Origin of the sequence: Pontixanthobacter rizhaonensis, from assembly GCF_012972675.1 — a bacterium.
GTDB classification, from domain to species: domain Bacteria; phylum Pseudomonadota; class Alphaproteobacteria; order Sphingomonadales; family Sphingomonadaceae; genus Pontixanthobacter; species Pontixanthobacter rizhaonensis.
Genome location: NZ_JABCRE010000002.1, coordinates 1,543,872 through 1,567,972, shown reverse-complemented (window position 1 = coordinate 1,567,972; position 24,101 = coordinate 1,543,872). Strand labels below are relative to the sequence as shown.

21 protein-coding genes are annotated in these 24,101 nt (G+C 56.0%); 11 read left to right on the top strand and 10 right to left on the bottom strand.

The features are described from left to right. Positions 1-66: 66 nt before the first annotated feature. On the top strand, positions 67-1,035 hold the full coding sequence (locus tag HKD42_RS07445) for an esterase-like activity of phytase family protein (RefSeq protein ID WP_170011814.1): 969 nt from the start codon (positions 67-69) through the stop codon (positions 1,033-1,035). A gap of 59 nt (positions 1,036-1,094) precedes the next feature. Here HKD42_RS07445 and HKD42_RS07440 read toward each other — a convergent pair whose 3' ends face one another. The 5 genes from HKD42_RS07440 to HKD42_RS07420 are packed head-to-tail and all read right to left on the bottom strand — an operon-like array spanning position 1,095 to position 5,869. After that, positions 1,095-1,352 (bottom strand): ATP synthase F1 subunit epsilon, encoded by a 258-nt coding sequence (locus tag HKD42_RS07440; RefSeq protein ID WP_170011812.1) that lies wholly within the window; start codon positions 1,350-1,352, stop codon positions 1,095-1,097. Between the two features lie 5 nt (positions 1,353-1,357). Beyond that, entirely contained in the window at positions 1,358-2,815 is a 1,458-nt protein-coding gene (atpD, locus tag HKD42_RS07435; protein ID WP_170011809.1) for a F0F1 ATP synthase subunit beta, read from the bottom strand. Between the two features lie 58 nt (positions 2,816-2,873). Next, the gene (locus HKD42_RS07430; protein ID WP_170011807.1) at positions 2,874-3,743 is read right to left on the bottom strand and encodes a F0F1 ATP synthase subunit gamma; all 870 of its coding nucleotides are present in this window, start codon (positions 3,741-3,743) and stop codon (positions 2,874-2,876) included. Positions 3,744-3,771: 28 nt separating this feature from the next. Continuing rightward, entirely contained in the window at positions 3,772-5,298 is a 1,527-nt protein-coding gene (atpA, locus tag HKD42_RS07425) for a F0F1 ATP synthase subunit alpha (protein ID WP_170011805.1), read from the bottom strand. Positions 5,299-5,302: 4 nt separating this feature from the next. Beyond that, a complete protein-coding gene (locus HKD42_RS07420; protein ID WP_170011803.1) occupies positions 5,303-5,869 on the bottom strand; it encodes a F0F1 ATP synthase subunit delta in 567 nt (188 codons plus the stop codon). A gap of 313 nt (positions 5,870-6,182) precedes the next feature. On the opposite strand from HKD42_RS07420, the gene HKD42_RS07415 reads away from it, so the two are divergent. Together HKD42_RS07415 and HKD42_RS07410 are read left to right on the top strand one after the other, a co-directional pair. Then, positions 6,183-6,734 carry a GNAT family N-acetyltransferase gene (locus tag HKD42_RS07415; RefSeq protein ID WP_170011801.1) on the top strand — a complete coding sequence of 184 codons (552 nt, stop codon included), beginning with the start codon at positions 6,183-6,185 and terminating at the stop codon, positions 6,732-6,734. Between the two features lie 73 nt (positions 6,735-6,807). Continuing rightward, positions 6,808-7,635, top strand: coding sequence for a TauD/TfdA dioxygenase family protein (locus tag HKD42_RS07410; RefSeq protein ID WP_170011799.1), 828 nt, complete (start codon positions 6,808-6,810; stop codon positions 7,633-7,635). A 20-nt stretch (positions 7,636-7,655) separates the two neighbouring features. On the opposite strand, the gene HKD42_RS13475 is transcribed toward HKD42_RS07410, so the two are convergent. After that, a complete protein-coding gene (locus tag HKD42_RS13475; RefSeq protein WP_170011797.1) occupies positions 7,656-7,778 on the bottom strand; it encodes a DUF1304 family protein in 123 nt (40 codons plus the stop codon). Between the two features lie 39 nt (positions 7,779-7,817). Further along, on the bottom strand, positions 7,818-9,401 hold the full coding sequence (locus HKD42_RS07400) for a trypsin-like peptidase domain-containing protein (protein ID WP_170011795.1): 1,584 nt from the start codon (positions 9,399-9,401) through the stop codon (positions 7,818-7,820). Between the two features lie 109 nt (positions 9,402-9,510). Here HKD42_RS07400 and ada point away from each other — a divergent pair, with 109 nt between their 5' ends. The 3 genes from ada (at position 9,511) to HKD42_RS07385 (ending at position 12,250) form a co-directional block, all read left to right on the top strand. Beyond that, positions 9,511-10,548 carry a bifunctional DNA-binding transcriptional regulator/O6-methylguanine-DNA methyltransferase Ada gene (gene ada / locus HKD42_RS07395; RefSeq protein ID WP_170011793.1) on the top strand — a complete coding sequence of 346 codons (1,038 nt, stop codon included), beginning with the start codon at positions 9,511-9,513 and terminating at the stop codon, positions 10,546-10,548. Continuing rightward, positions 10,541-11,299 carry an isocitrate lyase/PEP mutase family protein gene (locus tag HKD42_RS07390; protein ID WP_170011791.1) on the top strand — a complete coding sequence of 253 codons (759 nt, stop codon included), beginning with the start codon at positions 10,541-10,543 and terminating at the stop codon, positions 11,297-11,299. The genes ada and HKD42_RS07390 overlap by 8 nt, the downstream gene beginning before the upstream one ends. A gap of 69 nt (positions 11,300-11,368) precedes the next feature. Continuing rightward, complete coding sequence (locus HKD42_RS07385) at positions 11,369-12,250, top strand: CPBP family intramembrane glutamic endopeptidase (protein WP_170011789.1); 882 nt, start codon at positions 11,369-11,371, stop codon at positions 12,248-12,250. Between the two features lie 4 nt (positions 12,251-12,254). Here HKD42_RS07385 and HKD42_RS07380 read toward each other — a convergent pair whose 3' ends face one another. The 3 genes from HKD42_RS07380 to HKD42_RS07370 are packed head-to-tail and all read right to left on the bottom strand — an operon-like array spanning position 12,255 to position 16,678. After that, positions 12,255-13,820: a cryptochrome/photolyase family protein gene (locus tag HKD42_RS07380; RefSeq protein WP_170011787.1), complete on the bottom strand. Its 1,566-nt coding sequence runs from the start codon at positions 13,818-13,820 to the stop codon at positions 12,255-12,257. Between the two features lie 49 nt (positions 13,821-13,869). Then, a complete protein-coding gene (locus tag HKD42_RS07375; protein WP_170011785.1) occupies positions 13,870-14,502 on the bottom strand; it encodes a glutathione S-transferase family protein in 633 nt (210 codons plus the stop codon). Between the two features lie 10 nt (positions 14,503-14,512). Continuing rightward, complete coding sequence (locus HKD42_RS07370; RefSeq protein ID WP_170011783.1) at positions 14,513-16,678, bottom strand: primosomal protein N'; 2,166 nt, start codon at positions 16,676-16,678, stop codon at positions 14,513-14,515. Positions 16,679-16,736: 58 nt separating this feature from the next. Here HKD42_RS07370 and HKD42_RS07365 point away from each other — a divergent pair, with 58 nt between their 5' ends. The 5 genes from HKD42_RS07365 (at position 16,737) to HKD42_RS07345 (ending at position 24,092) form a co-directional block, all read left to right on the top strand. Beyond that, complete coding sequence (locus tag HKD42_RS07365) at positions 16,737-17,426, top strand: DUF4197 domain-containing protein (RefSeq protein ID WP_170011781.1); 690 nt, start codon at positions 16,737-16,739, stop codon at positions 17,424-17,426. A gap of 94 nt (positions 17,427-17,520) precedes the next feature. Then, positions 17,521-18,174, top strand: coding sequence for a fructose-6-phosphate aldolase (gene fsa, locus HKD42_RS07360; RefSeq protein ID WP_170011779.1), 654 nt, complete (start codon positions 17,521-17,523; stop codon positions 18,172-18,174). Positions 18,175-18,183: 9 nt separating this feature from the next. After that, positions 18,184-20,007, top strand: a complete 1,824-nt coding sequence (cobT, locus tag HKD42_RS07355) for a cobaltochelatase subunit CobT (protein WP_170011777.1) — start codon at positions 18,184-18,186, stop codon at positions 20,005-20,007. 46 nt (positions 20,008-20,053) lie between these two features. Continuing rightward, positions 20,054-20,728: a nitroreductase gene (locus HKD42_RS07350; protein ID WP_170011775.1), complete on the top strand. Its 675-nt coding sequence runs from the start codon at positions 20,054-20,056 to the stop codon at positions 20,726-20,728. A 199-nt stretch (positions 20,729-20,927) separates the two neighbouring features. Further along, positions 20,928-24,092, top strand: a complete 3,165-nt coding sequence (locus HKD42_RS07345) for a CHAT domain-containing protein (RefSeq protein ID WP_170011773.1) — start codon at positions 20,928-20,930, stop codon at positions 24,090-24,092. Positions 24,093-24,101: the final 9 nt, after the last annotated feature.

Genomic DNA, 24,101 nt, shown 5'->3' with positions numbered 1-24,101 from the left:
TCTTAACGGGTAGGACGCTTACTTATGATCTTGCGGGCAAGTCTGTTCTTAGCTGCCGGTTTAGTGTTGGCTGCCCCTGCCATCAACTATGGACAGGCCATTCACTCTCAACCCATCCCTAGCGACGCTGTTTGGGATGTGGGCACGCAGGTTGGTGAGCTGACCTATGTTGGCGGGACCAAAATCGAAGGCGGAAAACCGTTATTCGGCGGAGTGTCTGCGTTGAGATTGGATGCAGCAGCCAAAGAACTGATCGCACTAACCGATCGTGGACGTTTCTACCGGATGGCGCTGAGCGAGAATGATGCGGGAATCCTCAGCGGTATTTCAGTCACCGAAGAGGGCGCGTTTGAAGGCGGCTTGGAGCCTGAGGCGCTTACTCGCAACCCGTTCGGCAGCGGCTGGATCGTGGGTTTTGAAGACGGATGCGGGGCATATGATTGCAGCCAAATTCACCGATACCCGTCGATAAAGGCTGGTTCAGGCGATCTGAAAACGGATCAAATGCGTCCTTATGAAGGATTGGCCGGACGTAAGTTTACCAATAACCGGGGGCTTGAAACGCTTGCGTCCTTGCCCGCGGATCAAGACAGCCCGGCAATGCTGATCATGTGCGGCGAAAGACAGCCGCAGGCCGGTTTGCCCAATTGCGAAGTGGAAAGTTCTGGCGGCTCACAGGGTTTCAGCGTGGCTCCTCCAGCCAATATGCATATTGCGTCAGACGGTGTGCCGACCGATGCGGATACGGACAGCGCCGGTCATCTGTATGTTTTGTTTCGCGGGTTCAGTAATGACAGCTCGCCCAAAAACGGGTCTGCTATTGTTCGGTTGAACATGCGCGCTGATGATTTTGCCAACACAGCTGAGACAATCGCTATGTGGGGCGATACCGCTGCGCTTCCCAGTGATAATTTTGAAGGTTTGGCGATCAGGGAAGAGGAGGGCCGTACTTTCCTCTATGTGATTTCAGACGATAATTTCGACTATTGGGGGCCGCAGGATACGCTGTTGCTGAAATTTGAAATCACTGGATGACCGAATAGAAAAGGGCGACCATCAGGCCGCCCTTTTGAATAGTGTATCGGTTTGAACGCTTAGGCTTCGACGTGTTCTGCCAGAACTGTCAGGCCGTTATCGCCCACTTCAGCAAAGCCGCCGCGCACTTCGATTGTTTCAGGCGCAGCGCCCTCTGTCTTGAAGACTTGAACCGCACCGTCGCGGATCGTGCTCATGAAAGGCGCATGGCCTTCCAGCACACCGAACTCGCCTTCCGCACCGGGAACTACGACCATGTGGACGTCTTCGGAGCGGACCAGCTTGGCCGGCGTTACGAGTTCAAAGTGAAGTGCCATAGTGCTTAGGCGTCCTCAGCCATTTGCTTGGCTTTCTCAAGCACGCCGTCGATGCCGCCAACCATGTAGAAGGCTTGCTCTGGCAGGTGATCATACTCACCGTCCACAACCGCTTTGAAGGATGCGACTGTGTCTTCCAATTGGACGAACACACCGCTGATGCCGGTGAAGACTTCCGCAACGTGGAATGGCTGCGACAGGAACTTCTGGATTTTACGCGCACGGGCAACAGTCAGCTTATCTTCTTCAGAAAGCTCGTCCATGCCCAGAATGGCGATGATGTCTTGCAGCGATTTGTATTTCTGCAAAGTCTCTTGGACTTTACGCGCTGTTTCATAGTGCTCGTTACCAACAACGCGCGGTTCGAGAACCCGTGATGTGGAATCGAGCGGGTCAACCGCCGGGTAAATGCCCAGCTCCGAAATTGCACGGTTCAGCGTAGTCGTCGCGTCCAAGTGAGCGAACGATGTTGCTGGCGCAGGGTCGGTAAGGTCATCGGCAGGAACGTAAATGGCCTGAACCGACGTAATAGACCCTTTGGTTGTCGATGTAATACGCTCTTGCAGGTTACCCATGTCGGTCGACAGAGTTGGCTGATAGCCCACCGCAGAAGGAATACGGCCAAGCAGCGCGGACACTTCGGAACCAGCTTGCGTGAAGCGGAAAATGTTATCGACGAAGAACAGAACGTCCTGACCTTCCTGGTCACGGAAATATTCCGCCATTGTCAGACCGGACAGAGCAACACGGGCACGCGCACCTGGCGGCTCGTTCATCTGACCGAAGACGAGCGCAACCTTGGAACCTTCTGATGTTGCAACACCATTGGCATCCTTGGCGATAACGCCTGCGTCGAGAAATTCGTGATAAAGATCGTTACCTTCGCGGGTACGCTCACCGACACCGGCGAATACGGACACGCCGCCGTGACCCTTCGCGATGTTGTTGATCAGCTCTTGAATAAGAACTGTCTTACCAACACCGGCACCGCCGAACAGACCAATCTTACCACCTTTTGCATAAGGGGCGAGAAGGTCGATAACTTTAATACCGGTGACCAGAATGGCGCTCTCAGTGGACTGGTCCACGAACGCAGGTGCCTCTGCGTGGATTGGCATGGTTTGCTCCGCGCCAACAGGGCCTAGCTCGTCAATGGCTTCGCCAACCACGTTCATGATGCGGCCGAGTGTTTTCGGACCAACCGGAACAGAGATTTGACGGCCAGTGCTGATGACTTCCTGACCGCGTGTGAGACCCTCTGTTGCATCCATCGCGATGGTACGAACAGTGTTCTCACCCAGATGCTGGGCAACTTCCAGAACGAGCGTGCTGTCGCCATTCTTGGTTTCCAGAGCCGAGAGAATCGCTGGCAGTTCGCCAGGGAACGCCACGTCGACAACAGCGCCGATGATCTGGGCAATGCTGCCGTTGGTTGATTGGTTTAGGACTGGGGCGGTAGCCATCGTGTTTTCCTTAGCCTTCGATACTTACAGCGCTTCCGCGCCAGCGTTTAAGTGGTTGCTACAGTGCTTCCGCACCAGCAATAATTTCAATCAGTTCAGTGGTAATCGCGGCCTGACGGCTGCGGTTATATTGTACGGTGAGCTTGTTGATCAGATCGCCCGCATTACGCGTTGCGTTGTCCATCGCAGTCATCGAGGCACCTTGTTCGGATGCCATGATTTCCAGCAGCGCACCAAAGATCTGCGTCTTCACATAGCGCGGCAGCAGTTCTTCGAGGATTTCTTCTTCGCCCGGCTCATATTCAACAACCGCGTCGCTATCTTCGGCGGTTGTTGGCGAGGGGACCGGAATGATCTGGTCGATTGTCGGATCCTGCGCGAGCGCGGATTTGAATGTCGGATAGACGAGGTGAGCAATATCAAATTTGCCCGCGTCATACAGTTCGACCAATTCGTCAGCGATGCTGGCAGCTTCTTCAAAGCCCGGAGTGCGGACTTCGCTGGTGTCGAAGTGATGCCCGATCTGGTTCGGGAACGCACGCTTCAATGGCGCACGGCCTTTCTTACCGACGAGGTAGAACTCAACGTCCTTGCCCGCAGCGGTCAATTCGCGCGCCTTAGCACCGGCTGCACGAACGAGGTTCGAGTTCAAACCACCGCACAGGCCTTTGTCAGTGTTCACAACAACCAAAAGATGGCGTTTGTCTGAACCGGTACCTGCCAGCAGCTTGGGTGCATCGTCCCCTGAAACCTTGGAGGCGAGAGCAGCCATGACGGCAGAAAGACGCTCTGCATAAGGGCGTGCTTCTTCTGCTGCTGCTTGCGCCTTGCGGAGCTTGGCAGCGGCGACCATTTGCTTGGCCTTGGTGATCTTCTGGGTGGATTTAACCGACCCGATCCGATCCTTGAGTTCTTTTAGGCTTGCCATGTCGGCTCCCTATTCGTTCCTCAGGCTCTTAAGCGAATTGCTTAGCGAAAGTGTCGAGCGCTTTGACTGTTGCGTCTTTCGCATCGTCGAACTTACCGCTGGTGCGGATAGTCGCCAACACATCTGCGTGTTCGCTGCGCATGAAGCTGAGCATGGCCGCTTCATATTCATTCACACGGTCAACCGCGATATCATCGAGGTAGCCATTGGTACCCGCAAAGATGGACACTGTTTGCTCTTCAAACGGCATCGGGCTGAACTGGGCTTGCTTAAGCAGTTCAGTCAGGCGTGCACCGCGATTAAGCAGTTTTTGCGTCGACGCATCAAGGTCAGAACCGAACTGCGCAAACGCAGCCATTTCACGGTACTGAGCGAGCTCCAGCTTAATAGAACCCGAAACCTTCTTCATCGCTTTTGTCTGCGCGGCACCACCAACCCGGCTAACCGAGAGACCCACGTTAATCGCAGGGCGAATACCTTGGTAGAACAAGTCTGTTTCAAGGAAGATCTGACCGTCAGTAATCGAAATCACGTTGGTTGGAATATACGCTGAAACGTCACCAGCCTGTGTTTCAATGATCGGCAAAGCAGTCAAAGAACCGCCGCCATTGTCGTCATTCATTTTCGCGGCGCGCTCAAGAAGGCGGCTGTGAAGATAGAATACGTCACCTGGGTACGCTTCACGACCCGGAGGACGACGAAGCAGAAGCGACATTTGACGGTAAGCCACAGCTTGCTTGGAAAGATCGTCATACACGATCACAGCGTGCATGCCGTTATCGCGGAAGAATTCGCCCATCGCGCAACCAGTGTATGGTGCGAGGAATTGTAGCGGCGCAGGCTCGGAAGCAGTAGCGGCAACAACGATGGAATATTCCATCGCGCCGTTTTCTTCGAGGCTCTTCACGATCTGGGCCACTGTTGAGCGCTTTTGCCCAACGGCGACATAGATGCAGTAAAGTTTCTTGCTTTCGTCGTCGCCGGCGTGACCGTCTTTTTGATTGATGAAGGTGTCAATCGCAACGGCTGATTTACCGGTTTGACGGTCACCAATGATCAATTCGCGCTGACCACGGCCAACGGGAACGAGAGCGTCAATCGCCTTAAGGCCTGACTGCACTGGCTCATCAACCGATTTCCGCGGGATAATGCCCGGCGCCTTAACTTCGACGCGGCTACGCTTATCGGCCTTGATCGGGCCTTTGCCGTCAATCGGATTACCCAGCGCGTCAACAACGCGGCCCAGCAAGCCTTTGCCAACTGGAACGTCCACAATGGTTCCGGTCCGCTTAACAACGTCGCCTTCTTTAATCTCGGCATCAGACCCGAAGATCACGACACCGACATTGTCGGCTTCCAGGTTCAAGGCCATGCCCTGAACACCGTTGGAGAATTCAACCATCTCACCAGCCTGAACATTGTCGAGACCGTGAATACGGGCGATACCATCACCAACCGACAAAACAGAACCGACTTCGCTGACTTCAGCTTCGGTACCAAAATTGGCGATTTGGTCCTTGATGACCTTGGAGATTTCTGCGGCGCGGATTTCCATCAAATTAGCCTTTCATCGCTTGCGCGAGGGAATTCAAACGGGTGCGGATCGAGCCATCTATGCGCTTCGATCCAATTGTAACGACGAGGCCGCCCAGAAGGTCCGGGTCAACATCGGCTGAAAGTTTGACAGTGCGGCCTTCGCGGGCGGTCAGCTTGTCTTTCAAGGTTGAAAGTTGGCTTTCCGACAAAGCGTGTGCGCTGGTGACAGTGGCTGTTACTTCGCCGCGTTGTGCCGCTGCGATAGTGCCAAAGGCGCGGATCATGCCGGGCAAATCACCAAGACGGCGGTTTGCGGCAAGAACGCCGAGGAAATTTTGAGTGAGGCTGGACACTTTCAACTTCTTGCCAACCGCTGCAATCGCCAGCGCTGCCTGATCGCGGCTGACTTGCGGGTTGGAAATAAGGTTTGTCAGGTCTGCCGAATCGGTAAGTGCGGCTTGCAGCTTATCAAGATCGGTTTCGACTTTGCTCACGCCATCTTTTTTCGCGCCCGCTTCTGCAGCGAGATCGAACAGGGCAGACGCATAACGGCCTGCTAGACTAGCCTGTATACCGGCGGAATTCTCCACGCGCTTTCGTCCTCTTGGGTTCGAAAAATTACGATGCATCAACCCTGTCTTACGGGGGGCCTAAAAGACGTCTCCTGCAAGGTTGGCGCGCCCATATCACCCGTTATGCTGCGATGCAAGATAAGGAATGAGGATTCTTTATTCAAAGCGGAGGACAAGGCCGGGAATCACGGGATTTGTATGATGGGATTGCGTGGGGATTGCTTAGAAACACCGCACAGGCTTAGGGTGCGTGCCAGTGAAAAGGGGCGAGGCGATAAAGATTGTTCTACCAAATGGGATCCGCCGCTGCGGACCGGCCGACTGGCGTGAATTGGCAGATATCACAGCTGATGCGTTTCGCGATGATCCGGTGAATCGCTGGCTGTTTGGCAATTCCCGGTCGATTGCCTCAGCCTTTCGCGTGCTGGCCCGCGATATCTACAGCAAGCGCGGTTTTTGCCACATGGCCGGGACTGAAGGGGCGACGATGTGGTTCGATCATCGTGTCGCCGGGGCAAATGATGACTTAACCGCGTTGGCGCAACTGCATCTGGCAATCGGCCAATTTCGCCACGGGACTGCGGGATCATTGGGGCGGGCGATACGGGCGGGCGAGCTTATGGCGCAGCATCATCCCGCCGAACCACATCTTTATCTGTTTACGATCGGCACAAGGCCATCAGCCAGAGGCAGCGGTTTGGGTAAAGCCCTGCTGGCCCCAGTTTTGGAAGCCTGTGACCGTGATGGAACGGCCTGCTATTTAGAAAACTCCAACCCCGTCAATCATTCCTATTACGCCATGCATGGTTTTGAGACGCGAGGAAGCTTTGCCTGCGGCGAGGGCGGTCCACCATTGGAGCCAATGTGGCGTGATCCGAGGTGACTTGAGCCGAATCGCGAAATTCTGCATGATAGGTTGCAAGTGGACACTGAACGATCCGCACGAGGAGAGACAAATGCAATTGACCCCGATGGCGCCTAAATGCGGCGTAGAAGTTTCCGGTATCCAGCTTGCTGAGGCCGAAGGCGAGGTGATGGACGCCATCCGGAGCACAATTTACGAACACGGCGTTGCTGTATTCCGCGATCAGGAATTCTCTCCTGAAGACCATATCAAATTTGGCCGTCGCTGGGGCGGTATTGACGTGAACAATTATTTTCCGCTGCAGGAAGATTTCAATGAAATCGCCGTAGTGAAGAAGGAAGCGGACCAGCAAACCAATATTGGCGGGGCTTGGCACACCGACCACTCCTACGATCAAATCCCGGCAATGGGATCGGTTTTGGTTGCACGCCAATTGCCACCATCAGGCGGGGATACGATGTGGGCCCATATGGGCGCAGCCTATGATGCGCTTCCGGATGATCTGAAACAACGGATCGAGGGGCTGGAGGCCTATCACACAGCGGATCACGTATATGAAGAAGGCGGTCTTTATGCGCAAACCGATATGGGCGATAAATTGCGCGGGCAGGATTTGAAAACAGGTGCTGTCCATCCAGTGGTGATCCGTCACCCGCATACTGGCCGCAAACTGCTGTATGTGAATTCAGGCTTCACGATAAATTTCGTAGGCCAGACCCGCGAAGAAAGCCTGCCATTGTTGCAAGATCTGCTCGATCGCGCTCTTACAGATGACAACCAGTGCCGCCTGCAATGGAAGCCAGGTACGGTCGCCATCTGGGACAACCGGACATCGTGGCACAATGCGATCAATGATTATCAGGGCCACGCCCGCGAAATGCACCGGATTACGCTTAGCGGTGAGGCACTGGCGGCTTAGAGCACTCTGTTTCCGCCCTATCAATATTGACCGTGTAGTCTCGCCATGAATGTAAAGATCATGGCGATGACGGCCGGTACCGTCTGAACATATAGAATGGTTGGTGAGGCGGTTGCGGCACCAAAAATACCTGCAATCTCCACATCTCCGCCGACCTTTCGGACGCATTAGCGTGAGCGCAATTAGGGTTCCCCGCCGGTTGTCTTGGCCCGGCAACTATATACCAACCGTTCGTTCGGACGGTCCGGCAATAGATCCAGAACGGCACCCTGCATATCACCCAACTTATTGGCGGCATCATCAGCATTGCAGCTTGGCGGGGAATAGGTACCGCGTTCAGCGCGGGCTTTCTCCATCGCGCTGCGCCGCAATAGGTACCTGTCGACGGTAAAGGTCTGCGAGCCGGGATCGAAGCTGTTTACCGAAACGGCATCTTCTTCGTTCGGCACGAACACCCGTGACCATGACCCGCTGGCGAAGCCGTATTGTGTGCGATCATTCACGCAGCCTTGCTCGTCCCAGCCAAATTCCAATTCGCGCTCTGGTGTGCCGGTGATCCTGCTGCGATCTACTTCCAATGTGCAAATGAGAGGGCCTGATGCGACGGAGATCGTGCTTCCACCCGAACCATTGCCATCATCACCGGCATCACCGGCATCATCGGCCATCGCTGCGTTTACGCGCCGGTCAATGGCATCGAGGCCCGGCCGCGTGAACCATAGGGCCAGCGCGGCAACAACTGCCACAGCCGCGACGGTCCCGGCAATCATCATCTTCTTTTCGCCATCCTCTGCCTGTTTGGCTTGGAAAGCGATAAAGGCCGCGGCGGCCCCGACCAGCAGCAAAATCGCCGCGATTGCCATCGCGTTTTCCCGCTCGGTTTGGACGGCGAGCGACGCTTCTTGACGGACGCGGGCACGTTTCTCCCGTTCGGCTTCTGCCTTGGCAGCCAGTTCATTACGGCTTTGTTCCTGGGCGAGCTGCGTGCGGCGCTCTTCCTCTTCCTCAATATCCGCGAGCGACCGGCAAGGCAGCGCATTTACACGCGGTGTCACATCGTTTTGACGCAGAAAAGGTAGCAATTCTTTGGTTGAAATCGCGAAGAAGAATTCTGCATCGGATGCGCCAGTCATCGCGCCAAAGGAATTCACGCCAATCACTTTCCCGCACGCATCGAGCAGCGGCCCGCCTGAATTGCCCCCCGCAATTGGTGCGGTGTGCAGCACTGTGTCAAACTGCCGCGAAGGGCGGATACCGGATAAGAAACCACGGCTTTTTACCGGCGGCTGCGAGTCGAAATAATCCCGCATTCTCAGCCCCTGCGCCATATCGACATTGCCGGGGTAACCTACGGCCACAACAGCGCTGTTCTCTTCGTCAATTGTACCGGCGACAACCAGCGGTGGCAGGCGAAGACCCTCTGTAATTTCGATCAAGGCGAGATCGTTTTTGGGGCTGTAGTCGATCAGCTTTGCGAAAGAGGCATCATCGCCTTCGGATGGAACCACGCCGATGCGCAATGTCCGGTCGCGCAGCACCGCGCGTACGACATGGGCATTGGTGACAATGCGGGTAGAAGAAACGGCAAAGCCGCTGCCATGGCTCAGCAGCAGATCATCGGTCCCGTCAGTATCGATAATTACTACCCGCACTACGCCGCGTGCCGCTGCATCGATATCGGCTGGGTCGGCACTGGCAGATTGCGGTGCAATCATGATGGCAACACAGGCGGCAAGGGCGGCTATGGCAGTGCAAAGACGGTTCATGCTTGCCGTTGTGACGCCAGTTTCGATTGACCGCAAGCTTCGGGATGCGGTGCGCAAATTTTCTCCTTAGCTGGTTCGCGTAAGCAGTAACTGGCATAGGAGGTAATTGATGGAACCGCAGCACCTCTCTGATAATCAGCGCTGGCAAATTGCACTCGCCAAAGATCGTAATTTCGATGGCGTGTTCGTGACCGGTGTCCATTCGACCGGTATTTATTGTCGGCCAAGTTGTCCGGCGCGCAAACCGCTTCGCAAAAATGTTGTTTTCTACCTGACATGCGCGGCTGCCGAAGCCGCTGGCCTGCGTCCATGCAAGCGCTGCACACCAGAGACGATTGCACCGGATGAACAAGCGGTTTTGCGCTGTCTGGATGTGCTGCGGCGGAGCGAAACCCTGGTATCTCTTGGCAAGCTGGGTGTTATCACAGGGTATTCACCCACACACTTGCAGCGCGTGTTCAAGCGTGCGGTCGGCTTGTCGCCCGCAGCATATCACCGGGCTTTGCGGCGCGAACGCGCAAGCGAGGCCTTGTCTAGCGGTTTGAACGTGACGGATGCTCTATATTCCGCGGGCTATTCCGGCCCGTCCCGTTTTTACGATGAGAATAAGGACCGATTGGGAATGACTGCCTCTGCATGGAGTAATGGAGGCCGCGGTGCGGTGATCCGCTATAAGGTAGCTGATACGAGCCTGGGGCCAATGTTGGTTGCGGCGACTGACAAGGGCGTGTGCCGGTTGTCATTTGCCGAAGATCGCAATGAGTTGGAAAAACGGTTTCCCAATGCGGAACTGATTGAGGGCGGGGCAGAGTTCTCCAAAATGCTGGCCGATGTTGTCGCGGCGGTGGAGCAACCGGGCCATGCGCCGCATATTCCTCTCGATGTGAAAGGCACTGCTTTTCAGGAGGCGGTGTGGGAGCAATTGCGCCAGATACCGCCCGGCGAAACGCGATCCTACGCAGAAATTGCCGCAGCGGCGGGCAATCCCAAAGCTGTGCGTGCGGCTGGCAGCGCCAATGGTGCCAACAGCGTTGCAGTTCTGATTCCGTGCCACAGGGTGGTACGTTCGGACGGGTCGCTCGGCGGATATGCATATGGAACTGAAATCAAACAAGAACTGCTGAAACGGGAACAACCTGATGGATAACGCCAAGCGGGTTAGATTTGCGAGTTTGCACAGCGATACTGCACCGTTGTTGATTTACAACGCATGGGATGCGGGCAGCGCGGTCGCGATTGCCGCTGCTGGCGCAAAGGCGGTGGCGACGGGCAGCTTGGGTGTCGCGGGCGCTCAAGGGCATGATGATGGTCAAGTGATCCCGCTGGCAGATCTGCTGGGTACTGCACGATCTATTGTGAACGCAGTTGAAGTGCCCGTTTCGATTGATTTTGAGGGTGGATACGCCGCTGATCCCGGTACGTTGACCAAGAATGCTGCATTATTGGCAGAAACCGGCGCGGTCGGATGCAATTTTGAAGATCAGATCATCGGCGGTGACGGTGTTTTTGCACCAGCCGTTCAGGCAGACCGGATTGCCGCCGTCGCCTCCAGCGGATTATTCGTCAATGCGCGCACCGACCTGTTTTTGGGCGCGATGAAACGGAGTGAGGACCCCAATCAATCTGCTTTGGTGGATCAAGCTATAGAGCGGGCTACGGTATTTGCCGATGCCGGTGCTGGCAGCCTGTTTGTCCCCGGATTGAGCGATCCAGAATTGATCGCCACCCTTTGTAACGCTGTAAACTTGCCAGTGAACGTCATGATGTTGCCCGGAATGCCGCAACCGGCGAAGCTTGGTGAGCTGGGCGTGGGGCGGGTCAGTTGGGGCCCCGGTCCGTGGCGGATGATGATGGCGCAATTGGAGCAAGATGCGCGCGAGATTTTTACCGCAAATTAGCCCATCAATGGCAAAGGATTGACTTGATCTGACAATTCGGCTCGGGAAGCCGTAATTGAGGGGGAAGTAATGCCGAATTCCGATATCCAGTCATCTGCCGATATGCCTCTATGGCGCAAAGTGTGGGAATTCCCGCTGGTCGCGATGGTGATAGGGCTTGCAGCTATGGTTGCGGCAGTCTCAGCCGTCGGCGGGGTTATGAGCTTTCTGCCTGATAGCTTGAGCCCCGATGTAGCCACGTTGATCACGGGTATTGGTGCAACGATTGTGATCATTGCCGTATATAAGTTGATTATCCCGCGCTTGGGGCGTGAACGCCGTGACGACCTGCCGATGAAGGGTGCCGTTGGCGACACCGCATTGGGCTTGTTCGTTGGGTTCGCAATTTTCTCCGCCATCGTTGGCGTTGCGGCGGCGCTGGGTATTTACCGCGCGGCAGCCTACGGTATGAGCGAAGATATCGTGCCACTTTTGGTACAAGCGGGTCTGGTCGCATCGGTATTGGAAGAGATTATCTTCCGCGGTATCCTGTTCCGCTTCGTCGAAGAATTTGCAGGTAGCTGGGCAGCGCTGATTATCAGTTCACTGCTGTTTGGCTTTGGTCATGCCAGCAATGACAATGCCACCATTATGTCGTCCCTGTTTATCACGGTCGAAGCGGGCTTATTGCTCGGCGGGGCCTATATGCTCACACGCAATTTGTGGCTGGCTATCGGTCTTCATGCCGGGTGGAACCTGACCCAAGGGCTGATTTGGGGCATTCCGGTATCAGGCAATGATTACCAGGGGTTCCTGGATTCCACATTGACCGGACCGGAAATATTGACTGGCGGCGCCTTCGGATTGGAAGCATCGGTTCTCGCGCTTGTGATCGCATCCTCGGCGGGTCTTTGGTTGATCTGGCAAGCGAAGAAGGAAGGGCACGTCGTTCCACCGTCTTGGGAGCGCTAGTCGCCTAGTCTGCTCGTGCCCAACCTGCTTTTGCGGGAATGAGGCTGCCAAGAAAATTCTCGGCGCTATCGAGATAGTCCTGCCGTTTTTCGGCATCCATCCGGTCCCAATTGGCATAGATCCGGCCAATCCGGTGGTTGGCGCGCAGCCGGTCGCGGTGACGATCCATGAAATGCCAGTAGAGCGGCCCAAACGGGCAGGCGTCCTCCCCTGATTTCACAGTCGGGGAGTAACGGCATTTCTTGCAATAATCAGACATCTTATTGATGTAATTGCCGCTGGCGGCATAGGGTTTGGAGGCGAGTTTCCCGCCATCTGCATACAGGGCCATCGCTGCCACATTGGGCAGCTCAACCCACTCAAACGCATCAGCATAAACCGCGAGGAACCAAGCCTCCACTTCGCCGGGTGTAATCCCTGCCAGCAAGGCAAAGTTGCCCAGCACCATTAACCGCTGGATATGGTGCGCGTGGGCGTTTTCCTTCGTTGATCGGACGCTGTCCGCCATGCAGCGCATGTCTGTCTCACCAGTCCAGTAGAATTCAGGCAGCGGGCGGTGCGCGTCCATTTCATTCACGGTTTGAAGTTCGGGCATATGGTACCAGTAAAACCCGCGCACATATTCGCGCCAACCGATGATTTGCCGGATGAACCCTTCGACCGCGTTGAGCGGTGCATTGCCGTCATGATAGGCGGCTTCTGCCCGGTGGCATAACTCCATCGGATCGAGCAGTCCGATATTGATCGACGTGCTCAGCATGGAATGGAACAGGTCATCCTCGCCATGGATCATGGCATCCTGGTAGGTGCCGAAATCGGCTAGCCGTTCCGCGAAGAACCAGTCTGCCGCTTTTTCCGCTTCTTCGCGGGTTACCGGCCATTCAAACGGTTCCAAATCGCCAAAATGGTCAGCGAACTTATCAGCCACCAGATCCAGAACTTCGCGTGTGATATCATCCGGTTGCGGCTTGAACCGTTCAGGTGCAGTCAGTCCCTTTTTAGGTGGTGCGCGGTTTTCCGCATCATAATTCCATTTGCCGCCAGCGGGCTTGCCATCGTCCATCAGCAAGCCAGTTTTCTTGCGCATTTCCTGATAGAAATTTTCCATCCGCAAGGTCTTGCGGCCCTCTGCCCAATCGTGAAATTCGGGGATTGATGCAATGAACCGGTCATCGGGCAGAATAGTGACGTCACACGGAAATTTATCTGCCCATTCATCAATGCTTTGCTGGACCCGCCATTCGCTGGCCTGCGTAACATGGATGGCGCGGGGATTATGCCGCTCGACCGCGCGGGCGACTTCGCCGGTGAAGCTACCCGCGTTTTCGGTGTCGGTCAGCTTGGTATAATCGACTGACCACCCGGCGGCACGGAGCTCGGCGGCAAAATGGCGCATTGCGGAAAAGATCAACGCGATCTTCTGTTTGTGGTGTTTGACGTAGGTCGCCTCGTCCCAAACTTCCATCATCAGGATGATCGTATCGTCGGGCGAACAATCACACAGCGACGCCAAACCCGGCGTCAATTGATCGCCAAGTATCGGAACAAGAACACGGTTTTTATCGGCCATGCCCGCTCAATGCCTCAAGCGGGAAAACGTGCCAGCCAATCGATCCGGCTTAGTCCAGTTTAGGCGGAAAACCCGGCTCTGCCTTGGCCATTGCCCGCTGATAGGCGTCGCGCGACCCGATGCGCTGCAAATAGGCTTTTAAATTGGGCAGATGGTCAATCGCCATGTCGCTGAACGCGCGGCTGGTCGTCAATTGGAAGATCATCATGATGTCTGCCGTGGTCAGCTGCGACCCGCCGAAATAGTCTGCTTCGCCCAAGCGGGCTTCCACTTGCGCCCATGCGTTGGTGACCCGTTTGCCGAGAGAGGCGGGCATTTCTGCACCCACCGCGCCCACTGCAATTTGCATCATTCCATTGGTCATGAAAGTCGCATTGGCAAAATGGAACCAATAGAGGTGATCGGCAAAATCAGGGTGATCTGCGCCGGGCACCAAATCTGTATCAGGCGCATATTTACCGATGATATATTCAACAATCGCGCCGCTTTCGCCCAGCAAAACTTCGCCATCTTGGATCAGCGGCGCCACTTCCATCGGGTGAAGAGCCTTCAGCTCTGGCGGTGCCAACCGGGTCTCTGCATCGCGATTATAGAGCTTCAAATCATAATCGAGCCCCAATTCCTCACACAGCCAAACAATACGCTCAGATTGCGAAATGCGCAGATGGTGTACGGTCAGCATAGGTTTTTCCTCAGACGAAACTATAGGGATCAATATCCACGCTTACTCTCACTCCGCGGGGGAAGTCGAGCGTATCGAGCCATTTGCGGATGATATCTTGTACCTGCGCACTGCGCCGGGCGTTGATCAGCAGCCTGTATCGGTAGCGGCCCCTTAACAGCGCCATCGGGGCCGGAGCGGGGCCAAGGATCATCACGTCGCGGATGTTGGGCCGGGTGCCGCCGATTGCACGGGCGGCTTCCTTTGCTTCATTTTCATCCTCACTCGACACGATGATCGCTGCCCACCTACCAAAAGGTGGGGCTCCTGCGCTGCGGCGAGCCTCTGTTTCAGCCGCGTAAAATGCATCGCGATCACCGGCTTCCAACGCCGCGATCACTGGCGCTTTTGGATGCCGCGTCTGGATCAGCACTTCGCCGGGCTTGCTACCACGACCCGCGCGTCCGGCAACTTGGGCGATTTGCTGATATGTCCGCTCGGCAGCGCGCAAATCGCCGCCCTCCAACCCAAGATCCGCATCGACCACGCCCACCAGTGTGAGATCAGGGAAGTGAAAACCCTTTGTGACGAGCTGGGTGCCGACAATAACGTCGATCGCCTTGCCTTCTGCCTGCGCGACGAACTCTGCTGCTTTCTCCGGCGTGTTGAGAGTGTCGGACGTGGCCACGGCAATCCGTGCTTCAGGCAGAATTTCTTTCACCTCATCGGCAATGCGCTCAACCCCCGGCCCGCAGGCGACCAGGCTGTCAGCCTCCCCGCAATCGGGGCACGCATCCGGCAATACTGCGTCATATCCGCAATGGTGGCAGGCAAGACGGCTGGTGAAGCGGTGCTCGACCAGCCATGCCGTACAATTGGGGCATTGAAAACGGTGCCCGCAATGGCGGCACAGGGTCAGTGGCGCGTAACCTCTACGGTTAAGAAATAGCAGAGATTGTTCGTTTTTGGTTAACCGGTCTTGCAATGCCTCAACCAGCTCGGGGGCGAGCCAGCGCCCCCGTTCCGGCGGGTTCTCGGTCAGGTTAAGCGTGGTAATGGCTGGCAGCGTTGCACCGCCAAAACGGCTGGGCAGCTCTAGCCGTTCATAGACCCCGCTTTCGGCCATTTGCAGGCTCTCCAGCGCTGGGGTGGCACTGGCCAATACCACTGGAATTTTTTCAAAGCGGGCGCGCATTACAGCGACGTCGCGCGCATTGTACCGCACGCCTTCATCCTGCTTGAAGCTTATTTCATGCGCTTCGTCGACAATAATCAGGCCAAGGCTGGCATAGGGCAGGAACAAGGCCGAGCGCGCACCGACCACCACTTGGGCTTCTCCGCTGGCAATCGCCCGCCATGCCCGGCGGCGTTCTGTCGATTTAAGGCTAGAGTGCCATACAATCGGCGCAGCGCCGAACCGGCTTTCAAAGCGTTTGAGGAATGCTTCGGTAAGCGCAATTTCCGGCAGCAGGACCAAGACTTGCCGGTTACCGCGCAGGGCGGCTGCAACCGGCTCAAAATAGGTTTCGGTTTTGCCTGATCCGGTTACGCCATCGAGCAGAAAGGGCACAAATTCGCGGGCCTCCAAGACAGCGACAATTCTGCTTGCAACTGTGTTTTGATCGCCGGAAAGCTGCGGCTCATCATAATCGGCCTGTGCTTGGGGATATGGCCGGTCAATATTCACTTCCACCGGTTCCAACACACCTTGATTGACAAGGCCGCGCAACACTCCGTCGCTGACGCTGGCCAGTTCTGTCAGCTCGCGGATGGTGGCTTGTTCACCTTGCAACGCATCCATTGCGACCGCCCGCTGCGGTGTCATTCGCTCCGGCTCGCTGCCAGACAGACGGTATTCGGTCATGGTCGTTGGCCCGCGCATCGCGCCGCCAGAGGATAGCACCATCCGCGCCACAGCCGCCAGCGGGGCGCAGTAATAATCGGCGGTCCATTCAATCAAGCGCCGCAGTTCTGCGCGGAGCGGCGGGATCGGCAAAAGTTCAAAAATTGGGCGCAACTTTGACGCAGCCACGCTCTCGCCCGGCAACCGGTCTTCTTCCCATACAATGCCAATGATCTGGCGCGGCCCCAGCGGTGCGACTACAACCGAACCATATTCCACGGCCATATCGTCCGGCACCGAATAATCGAGCGGACCGAGTGCTGCGTTAAATATGATGAGCCGAACGCGTTTCATGATATAGCGCCAATATGGGGGCAGCGGATGCATCCCCGCAAGACCAAGGAATTGCAGTATGACCGATTTGTTGACCGTGCCGCATAGTCGCCGGACATTTATGATCGCACTGTCCGCGACAGGGGCGCTGGGGGTATCGGGTTGCGCCAGTTTGCCGGGGTTTGGTTTTACCGATGCGATCAAGCGGTTGCTTACACTATCGAGCGAGCGTGCTTTTGCCCGTCTGACTGCGGATGGCGGCTTCTGGGACCAGCAGGTTGGGCAGATCGGATTGTCCAATATTCTGGGCACGCGCGGCAATTTACTTAGCGGAATTTTGACCTCCGCAGTGTTTAAGGACCAGCTTGAAGGTGCCTTTGCCGATGTCGCGGTGAAGGGCGCAGAACGGGCTGCGCCGTTAGTTGCGGATGCGGTGCGGATTGTGGGAATTCAGGCCGCGGAACAGCTGGTTCGCGGCGGCCCCACTGCAGCGACGTCTTTTTTGCGCGGGGAAATGGGCAACAGCTTGGCCGAAGCCATGGTGCCGGAATTGGGCGATGCCATCCGTTTTGCCAATGATCCGGTAATCGGGCAGGCGATTGCGCGGCTATCGGGCGTCGATGTTGCCGGTGTTTCCAACCGCTTCTCGTCGCAAATCAATGACGCAATCTGGACGGAAATGGGTATCGAGGAGGCCGGAATACGGCGCGATCCACAAAGCACCAATGACCCATTGCTGATTGGTGTATTTGGACTGGGTAACCTCTAATTGCTGGGTATTCGCGGCGTCGCAGCAGCGGACGGGCTGGTTTCATCCAAGCGGGCGGCATATAGCTTGGCCGAATCGCTAACCGGAGCTGCACATGAAATTCTTCGCTGACACTGCCGAAATTGATGACATCAAGGAAATGGCCGCAACCGGTCTGCTGGACGGGGTCACCACCAATCCCAGCCTGATCGCTAAGTCGGGGCGTGATTTCATGGAAGTTACGCGGGAAATTTGCGGTCTGACCGATGGCCCGGTGAGCGCGGAAGTTGTGGCGCTCGACCATCCCACGATGATGAAAGAAGCAGAAATTCTGCGCAAGATCGCGGATAATGTCTGCATCAAAGTTCCGCTGACAATTGACGGTTTGAAGACCTGTAAGGCGCTGACGGATGACGGCACAATGGTGAACGTCACTTTGTGCTTCTCTGCCAACCAAGCTCTGCTTGCGGCGAAGGCTGGTGCGACATTCGTGTCCCCGTTTGTGGGGCGTCACGATGATAATGGCTCCAACGGAATGGATTTGATCCGCGACATCCGTACGATCTATGACAATTACCTGTTCGACACCGAAATTCTCGTCGCGTCTGTGCGCCATGCGACGCACGTTTTGGAAAGCGCCTTGATCGGTGCGGATGTGATGACTGCGCCGCCGGCCGTGATCAAAGGTCTGTTCAAGCATATCCTGACCGACAAGGGCATTGAAGGTTTTCTGAAAGACTGGGAAACAACCGGACAAAGCATCGTTTAATACCGCTCTATGGCTGAAGACACTCCTCTCGATCTGTTCAAGCAAGCGCTCACGGGCGCTAGCCGTGCTTTATCGCGTGAGGCGGAGGTTGAGATTGCGTGGAGCGCAGATGCGCCGTCCTCTGCCGGGGCTAACTTCCGGGTACCGTTGCCGGGGCGGACTTTGCCGCCTGAACAGGCGCAAGAAGCGCGCGGCTTTGCCGATAGCTTCTCGCTCAAATTGCGGCACCATAATGAGGGCTTGCACGGGCGAAATGCACCATCTGAGCCGATGGCGCGTGCCTGTTACGATGCGGTAGAATTGGTCCGGTACGAAGCGCTGGGGTCAAACAATTTTGCCGGTATGCGCGACAATCTGGATGCCGCGCTCGCCATTCGTATGGGCGCCGACCCGATTACGCGGGCTCAGAACAAAGACGAGGTGCCGGTCCAAGGCGCACTGGCTTTGATGCTGCGCGAAAAACTGACCGGACAGCCGATACCCGATGCTGCTGTACCAGCCGTTGATATGGTACGTGACTGGATCGAAGAACGCGCAGGTGGGGATTTTGAATCGCTGGCACTGTCGCTCGATGATCAGAAAAGCTTCCAGTCGCTTACCCTCGATATGCTCCGCAATCTTGATCTGATCCGTGAAGAGAATGACAGCGGTTCTGACGATGAAGATGGCGAGGACGAGGAAGGCCAGGACGAAAACGAGCAAGAGGAAGATGACGGCGATTCTGAAGGCTCTGACCAGCAGACAACCGAAATGGCCGGTGAAGCTTCCGAAGGCGAAGACACTGGCGAAAGCAATACAGAACAGTCCTCTGAAGAAGAAATGAATGACGGCGAGATGGGCGATGAGGGTGAAGAGGGCATGATGCCTGTCAGCCCGAACCGTTCATGGACCGATATTCCCGGTGATTTTGATTACAATTATTTCACTGACAAGTTTGACGAAGAAATCGAAGCGCCAGAATTGTGCGATACCGAAGAATTGGACCGGTTGCGCGCCTATCTGGACAGCCAACTGACTGGCCTTCAAAGCATTGTCACCAAACTCGCCAACCGGTTGCAGCGCCGGTTGATGGCGCAGCAAAACCGCGCTTGGGACTTCGATCAGGAAGAAGGCCTGCTTGATGCAGCACGGCTGGCCCGGGTGGTTACCATGCCAGGGCACTCGCTCAGCTATAAGATGGAGCGGGATCAAGAGTTTAAGGACACAGTCGTAACGCTGCTGATCGATAATTCCGGTTCCATGCGTGGTCGCCCGATTTCCATCGCCGCGATCAGCGCTGACATTATGGCCCGCACGCTGGAGCGTTGCGGCGTGAAGGTTGAAATTCTGGGCTTCACGACACGCGCCTGGAAAGGCGGGCAAAGCCGTGAAGCTTGGCTGGCCGATGGCAAGCCGCCCCAGCCGGGCCGTCTGAATGATCTACGGCATATCATTTATAAGAAAGCCGACGAGCCATGGCGCCGCGCGCGTCGCAATCTTGGCCTGATGATGCGCGAAGGTCTGCTGAAAGAAAACATTGATGGCGAGGCGCTGATGTGGGCGCATCAAAGGCTCCTCGCTCGCTCCGAAGACCGCCGTATCCTGATGGTGATTTCCGACGGCGCGCCAGTGGATGACAGCACGCTGAGCGTGAACAGCGCGGGCTATCTGGAGCAGCATTTGCGCAAAGTGATCGAATGGATAGAGAAAAGCTCACCCGTTGAACTCGCCGCAATTGGTATCGGCCATGATGTAACCCGCTATTACGACCGCGCAGTGACGATCATGGATGTTGAACAGCTCGGTGGCACAATTATCGAGCAGCTTGCCGGACTGTTTGAAGCGAAGAAGTGATGGCGTAAGCTTGTGTGCCAGTAGCTATCGAAAGACAGAGGGCCCAATGAACACAACCGAAGCCGTCCAATCCCGTCGTTCCGTGCGAGCGTTTCTCGACACTCCGGTTGATCGCGAAATCCTGGAGCGGGTTCTCCAAAAGGCCCAGCGCTCTCCATCGGGCGGTAACACCCAGCCGTGGAATGCGGAGGTCCTGACAGGTGCGCCAATGCAGGGGCTGCTCGATGCTGTGGCTGAGGAACTGCCGAAGGGCAAAGACAGCTGGTCGCCCGAATATGACATTTATCCCAAAGATTTGGACGGTGCCTATGAACAGCGCCGCCGCGGGGTGGGCGAAGATATGTACGCTGCGCTGGATATTGCGCGCGATGACAAGATGGGCCGCTTGATGTGGTTCGCCAATAATTTCCGTTGTTTTGGTGCGCCGGTGATGATGGTGATCCACACGCCCAAATATATGGGGCCGCCGCAATGGTCCGATATTGGTATGTGGCTACAAACCATTATGTTGCTGCTGCGCGAGGAAGGGCTGGATAGCTGCGCGCAAGAGGCGTGGGCGATGTATTCCAAGCAAATTCGCGATGCGATGCCCATTCCAGACGATCATATCGTTTTCTGCGCAATGGCTATCGGATATCGCGATCCTGATGCGCCGGTAAACCAGTTTGATGTTGCCCGCGCGAAGCTGGACGAGGCAGTTAGCTGGCATGGTTTTGAATAATCTTAGGTCGCTGTCGTGACGCATTTTACAGTTCCAGCTGTGTCAGGTTGCGACATCTAAAAAATCAACTGATTTTGTCCGATACGTCCTACGTCCTTTTCGAACCACGGCGTAGGCATAGACAATATGGCGGGTGAGGGCTCGCCTCTGCCCGTGGTGATTCTGCCACCGGCATAGTTCCTTGGGGATGGAGCTTATATTGGTTCGACAGACATCGACATTCGTTCGCGCGAAACTTGCTGGTAGCGTGCTTGCTGCCGCCATGTGTGGGGTTAGTGTACCGGCTGCTGCGCAATCTGCGCCGGTGCTGCTGCGCGATAGTTTCCCGATCGGGGACGGCAATGGCATTCTCTGTCAAGTTCAGGATCGCAGCGTCGAAAGCCCGGCGAAACAATCGATGTTTGATCGGGCTTGGGCGGTGGTATGCCGCGACAGTGCGCAGCCTGTTAGCGAAGTCTTTGCGTTTAAGAGGCCGATTGCCGATGATCCCTACGAGGTGATTGCACGGCAGCGCAGATCGCTCATCAATTGCACTGCGAATGTTAAACGCAGCAGCGCACTGGATGGTTTGACAATTCGCGAATGTTCTATCGATGGCACTGAATTGGGGTGGTCGATCTTCAGCGTAGAGCGCGGTGATATGACGTTCTTGGCGGACGGGTTTACCGCCTATGACGATGCGACCTTATTGGCGCTGAAGTCTGTCGTAAATAACGCCATTGCGCGCGGCAGTATTGATGCAGCGTCCACATCGGTGGCGGACCCGGTGTCATTCGCCCGCGTTCAGGCTGAAACATTGAAGCCAGAACAGGCATTGGCGGAAGGGTATCGCCGCAATCTTGGCGGTGAATATGCAGAGGCTGCTGCCTATTTTGAGACGCTGCAAAGACGGCTTGAAAGTGATCCTGATACCGGGATTAATCCCGGAGAATTTATCATCAACCGGGCCTTGCAGAAGAGCAATTTGGGCGAGTTTGGATCGGCCAATAGGTTGTTTGCAGAGGCTGAGCCTTTGACAGTTGGTGATCCGATTGCGGGCCGTCTGCAGCGCAATTTTGAAGCCGTTCATTTGCTCAATCAAGGGTTCTATCCTGAGGCGATCGAACGGCTGTCGCGCCCTTTGGAGAATGACACTCTGGGGGTTTCTGACCAGCCCGGCGGACTTGCTATCACATTACCCATGGCGGAGCGGATTAATCAGGCCGGGCAAGGCACCAGCCTGTTGGGCTTTGTTGATGAGATGAAGCTTACTCCGCAGGAACGGGCTAAGATTATTGATGCCCAGGCGCTGCAATTGCGCGGCACCGCGCGGCGAATTGATGGCCAGCTGGATGCAGCACGCAATGACCTCATCACATCTTACAGCCGAGCGATTGCGGTTCGCGATGGCCGGGTCACATCTATTGCCCGGTTGCGCGCGCAAACGCTTACAGAGCTTGCAATTATCGCTGAGCGGCGCGGCAAACAGGCTGACGCAGAGGCATATCTGCGCAACGGGTTGTCGATTTTGGAGGAGCAACTGCCGGATCGCCGCGCGGTAAGCGGTTTGCAAGCCCGCCTCGCAGCGTTTCTGCTGCGGAGGGAGCGCGATGACGAAGCGATGGCCCTGTACCGGGGCGTGATCGACAATGCAGTGGGCAAACGCGATGCAATTTCCGGCTTTGCGAACCAATTGAACCCCTATTACCGGGTATTGGCACCGCAAGTCGGTACCGACGCGTCGGCGGCTGCTGACTTCTTCAAAGCAGCGCAGGTTTTGATCCGCCCGGGTGTTGCGGAAACACAGGCCACTTTGGCCCGCGAGCTTAGCGCCAATTCTGATGATGCAGCGCGCTTGTTCCGGCAATCGATTGATTTGGGCCGCGACATTGAACGGCTCCGCATTCGGTTTGAGGCACTGGCCAAGGTTCGCCAGACGGAGCAGGTGCAAGCGCAGCGTGCAGAATTGTCGGCACAGATCGATCAGCTTCAGCAGTCGCAATTGCAAACACAGGCGCAGCTGAGTGAATACCCCCAATACCGTGCCGTCGCCGCGCGGTCGTTGGAGCTGTCCGACTTCAGACAATCCTTGGACGCTGGCGAGGCCTATGCGCGTATATTGGTCGTGGGTGACGATCTGTTCATGTTCTACACAGACGGTGCCGGATCGCAGGCCTATCCGTTGGATATTTCAAAAGAAGATCTTGATTTTCAGGTCGACATTATCCGCGCCTCCATCTCGCTTTTGGAAGCGGGCCAATATGTGACGTACCCATTTGAAGTGGGTGAGGCGCACAAGCTTTATCAGGACTTATTCGCGCCTATTGCAGGCAGGTTGGCGGATGTTGACCATCTAATATTCGAACCAGACGGGGCTTTGCTGCGTCTGCCGCTGGAAGTGCTGGTTTCCGATCAAACGTCCGTGGATAGGTATCAGGCGCGGATGAATAATCCCGCCGCTGATGCTTTTGATTTCACTGGCGTCAATTGGTTCGGAAAAGGCCGCAAAATCAGCACGGCAGTATCGGCGCAGGCATTCGTTGATGCGCGTAAGGTTGATCCGTCCAACGGGGCGAAACAATATCTTGGAATGGGCCGCAACAAGCCAATCGGCGATAGTCCGCCCCCAACCGTTCAGGCTGTACTGGCAAGCGGCAGTAATGAATGCGGTTGGAATGCGGGATTGTGGAATCGTCCGATTGATGATGCAGAGCTATTTACCGCACAAGGATTGATTGGTGAAAGCCGCTCCGACTTGATCGTGGGCGAAGCGTTCAGCGACGCGGCGGTGAAGGGCAAGGCCGACCTGGATGAGTACCGGATCGTCCATTTCGCAACGCATGGTCTGGTTACTCCGCCCAATCCGTCCTGTGCAGCGAATCCCGCGCTGGTTACATCCTTCGGCGGTGGGACTTCAGATGGGCTTTTGTCGTTTGAAGAGATTTTTGAGCTGAATTTAGACGCCGACATCATCATCCTGTCTGCCTGCGATACCGCCGGTGAAGCCAGTATTGAAGCAACCCGCGCGGCGGGTGTGTCTACTGGCGGCGGCACCGCGCTGGATGGGCTGGTTCGATCCTTTATCGGTGCTGGCGGCAGGTCTGTATTGGCAAGTCACTGGCCAGCGCCTGACGATTTTGATGCGACCGAACGGTTGATGAGTGAAATGTTCCGGCTGGGGGCGACCGCAACCATCGGTGATGCTTTGCGGGGATCGCAGCAGAAACTGATGGATGATCCTGAAACATCCCACCCGTATTATTGGGCCGGATTCTCTTTGATTGGCGATGCCAAGCGCGCGCTGTTGTCAGGGAACACCTTGGCACATGAAAGCGGTGTATCAGCCGGTGATGGTGCCTCTCCAGAAACAGTCGTGGGTCAATGATTGTGCAGA

Coding starts and splice junctions, on each gene's coding strand:
- HKD42_RS07440 (WP_170011812.1), bottom strand. CDS start 1,352: ATGGCACTTCACTTTGAACTCGTAACGCCGGCCAAGCTGGTCCGCTCC.
- atpD (WP_170011809.1), bottom strand. CDS start 2,815: ATGGCTACCGCCCCAGTCCTAAACCAATCAACCAACGGCAGCATTGCC.
- HKD42_RS07430 (WP_170011807.1), bottom strand. CDS start 3,743: ATGGCAAGCCTAAAAGAACTCAAGGATCGGATCGGGTCGGTTAAATCC.
- atpA (WP_170011805.1), bottom strand. CDS start 5,298: ATGGAAATCCGCGCCGCAGAAATCTCCAAGGTCATCAAGGACCAAATC.
- HKD42_RS07410 (WP_170011799.1), top strand. CDS start 6,808: ATGCAATTGACCCCGATGGCGCCTAAATGCGGCGTAGAAGTTTCCGGT.
- HKD42_RS07400 (WP_170011795.1), bottom strand. CDS start 9,401: ATGAACCGTCTTTGCACTGCCATAGCCGCCCTTGCCGCCTGTGTTGCC.
- ada (WP_170011793.1), top strand. CDS start 9,511: ATGGAACCGCAGCACCTCTCTGATAATCAGCGCTGGCAAATTGCACTC.
- HKD42_RS07390 (WP_170011791.1), top strand. CDS start 10,541: ATGGATAACGCCAAGCGGGTTAGATTTGCGAGTTTGCACAGCGATACT.
- HKD42_RS07385 (WP_170011789.1), top strand. CDS start 11,369: ATGCCGAATTCCGATATCCAGTCATCTGCCGATATGCCTCTATGGCGC.
- HKD42_RS07380 (WP_170011787.1), bottom strand. CDS start 13,820: ATGGCCGATAAAAACCGTGTTCTTGTTCCGATACTTGGCGATCAATTG.
- HKD42_RS07375 (WP_170011785.1), bottom strand. CDS start 14,502: ATGCTGACCGTACACCATCTGCGCATTTCGCAATCTGAGCGTATTGTT.
- HKD42_RS07370 (WP_170011783.1), bottom strand. CDS start 16,678: ATGAAACGCGTTCGGCTCATCATATTTAACGCAGCACTCGGTCCGCTC.
- HKD42_RS07365 (WP_170011781.1), top strand. CDS start 16,737: ATGACCGATTTGTTGACCGTGCCGCATAGTCGCCGGACATTTATGATC.
- fsa (WP_170011779.1), top strand. CDS start 17,521: ATGAAATTCTTCGCTGACACTGCCGAAATTGATGACATCAAGGAAATG.
- cobT (WP_170011777.1), top strand. CDS start 18,184: ATGGCTGAAGACACTCCTCTCGATCTGTTCAAGCAAGCGCTCACGGGC.
- HKD42_RS07350 (WP_170011775.1), top strand. CDS start 20,054: ATGAACACAACCGAAGCCGTCCAATCCCGTCGTTCCGTGCGAGCGTTT.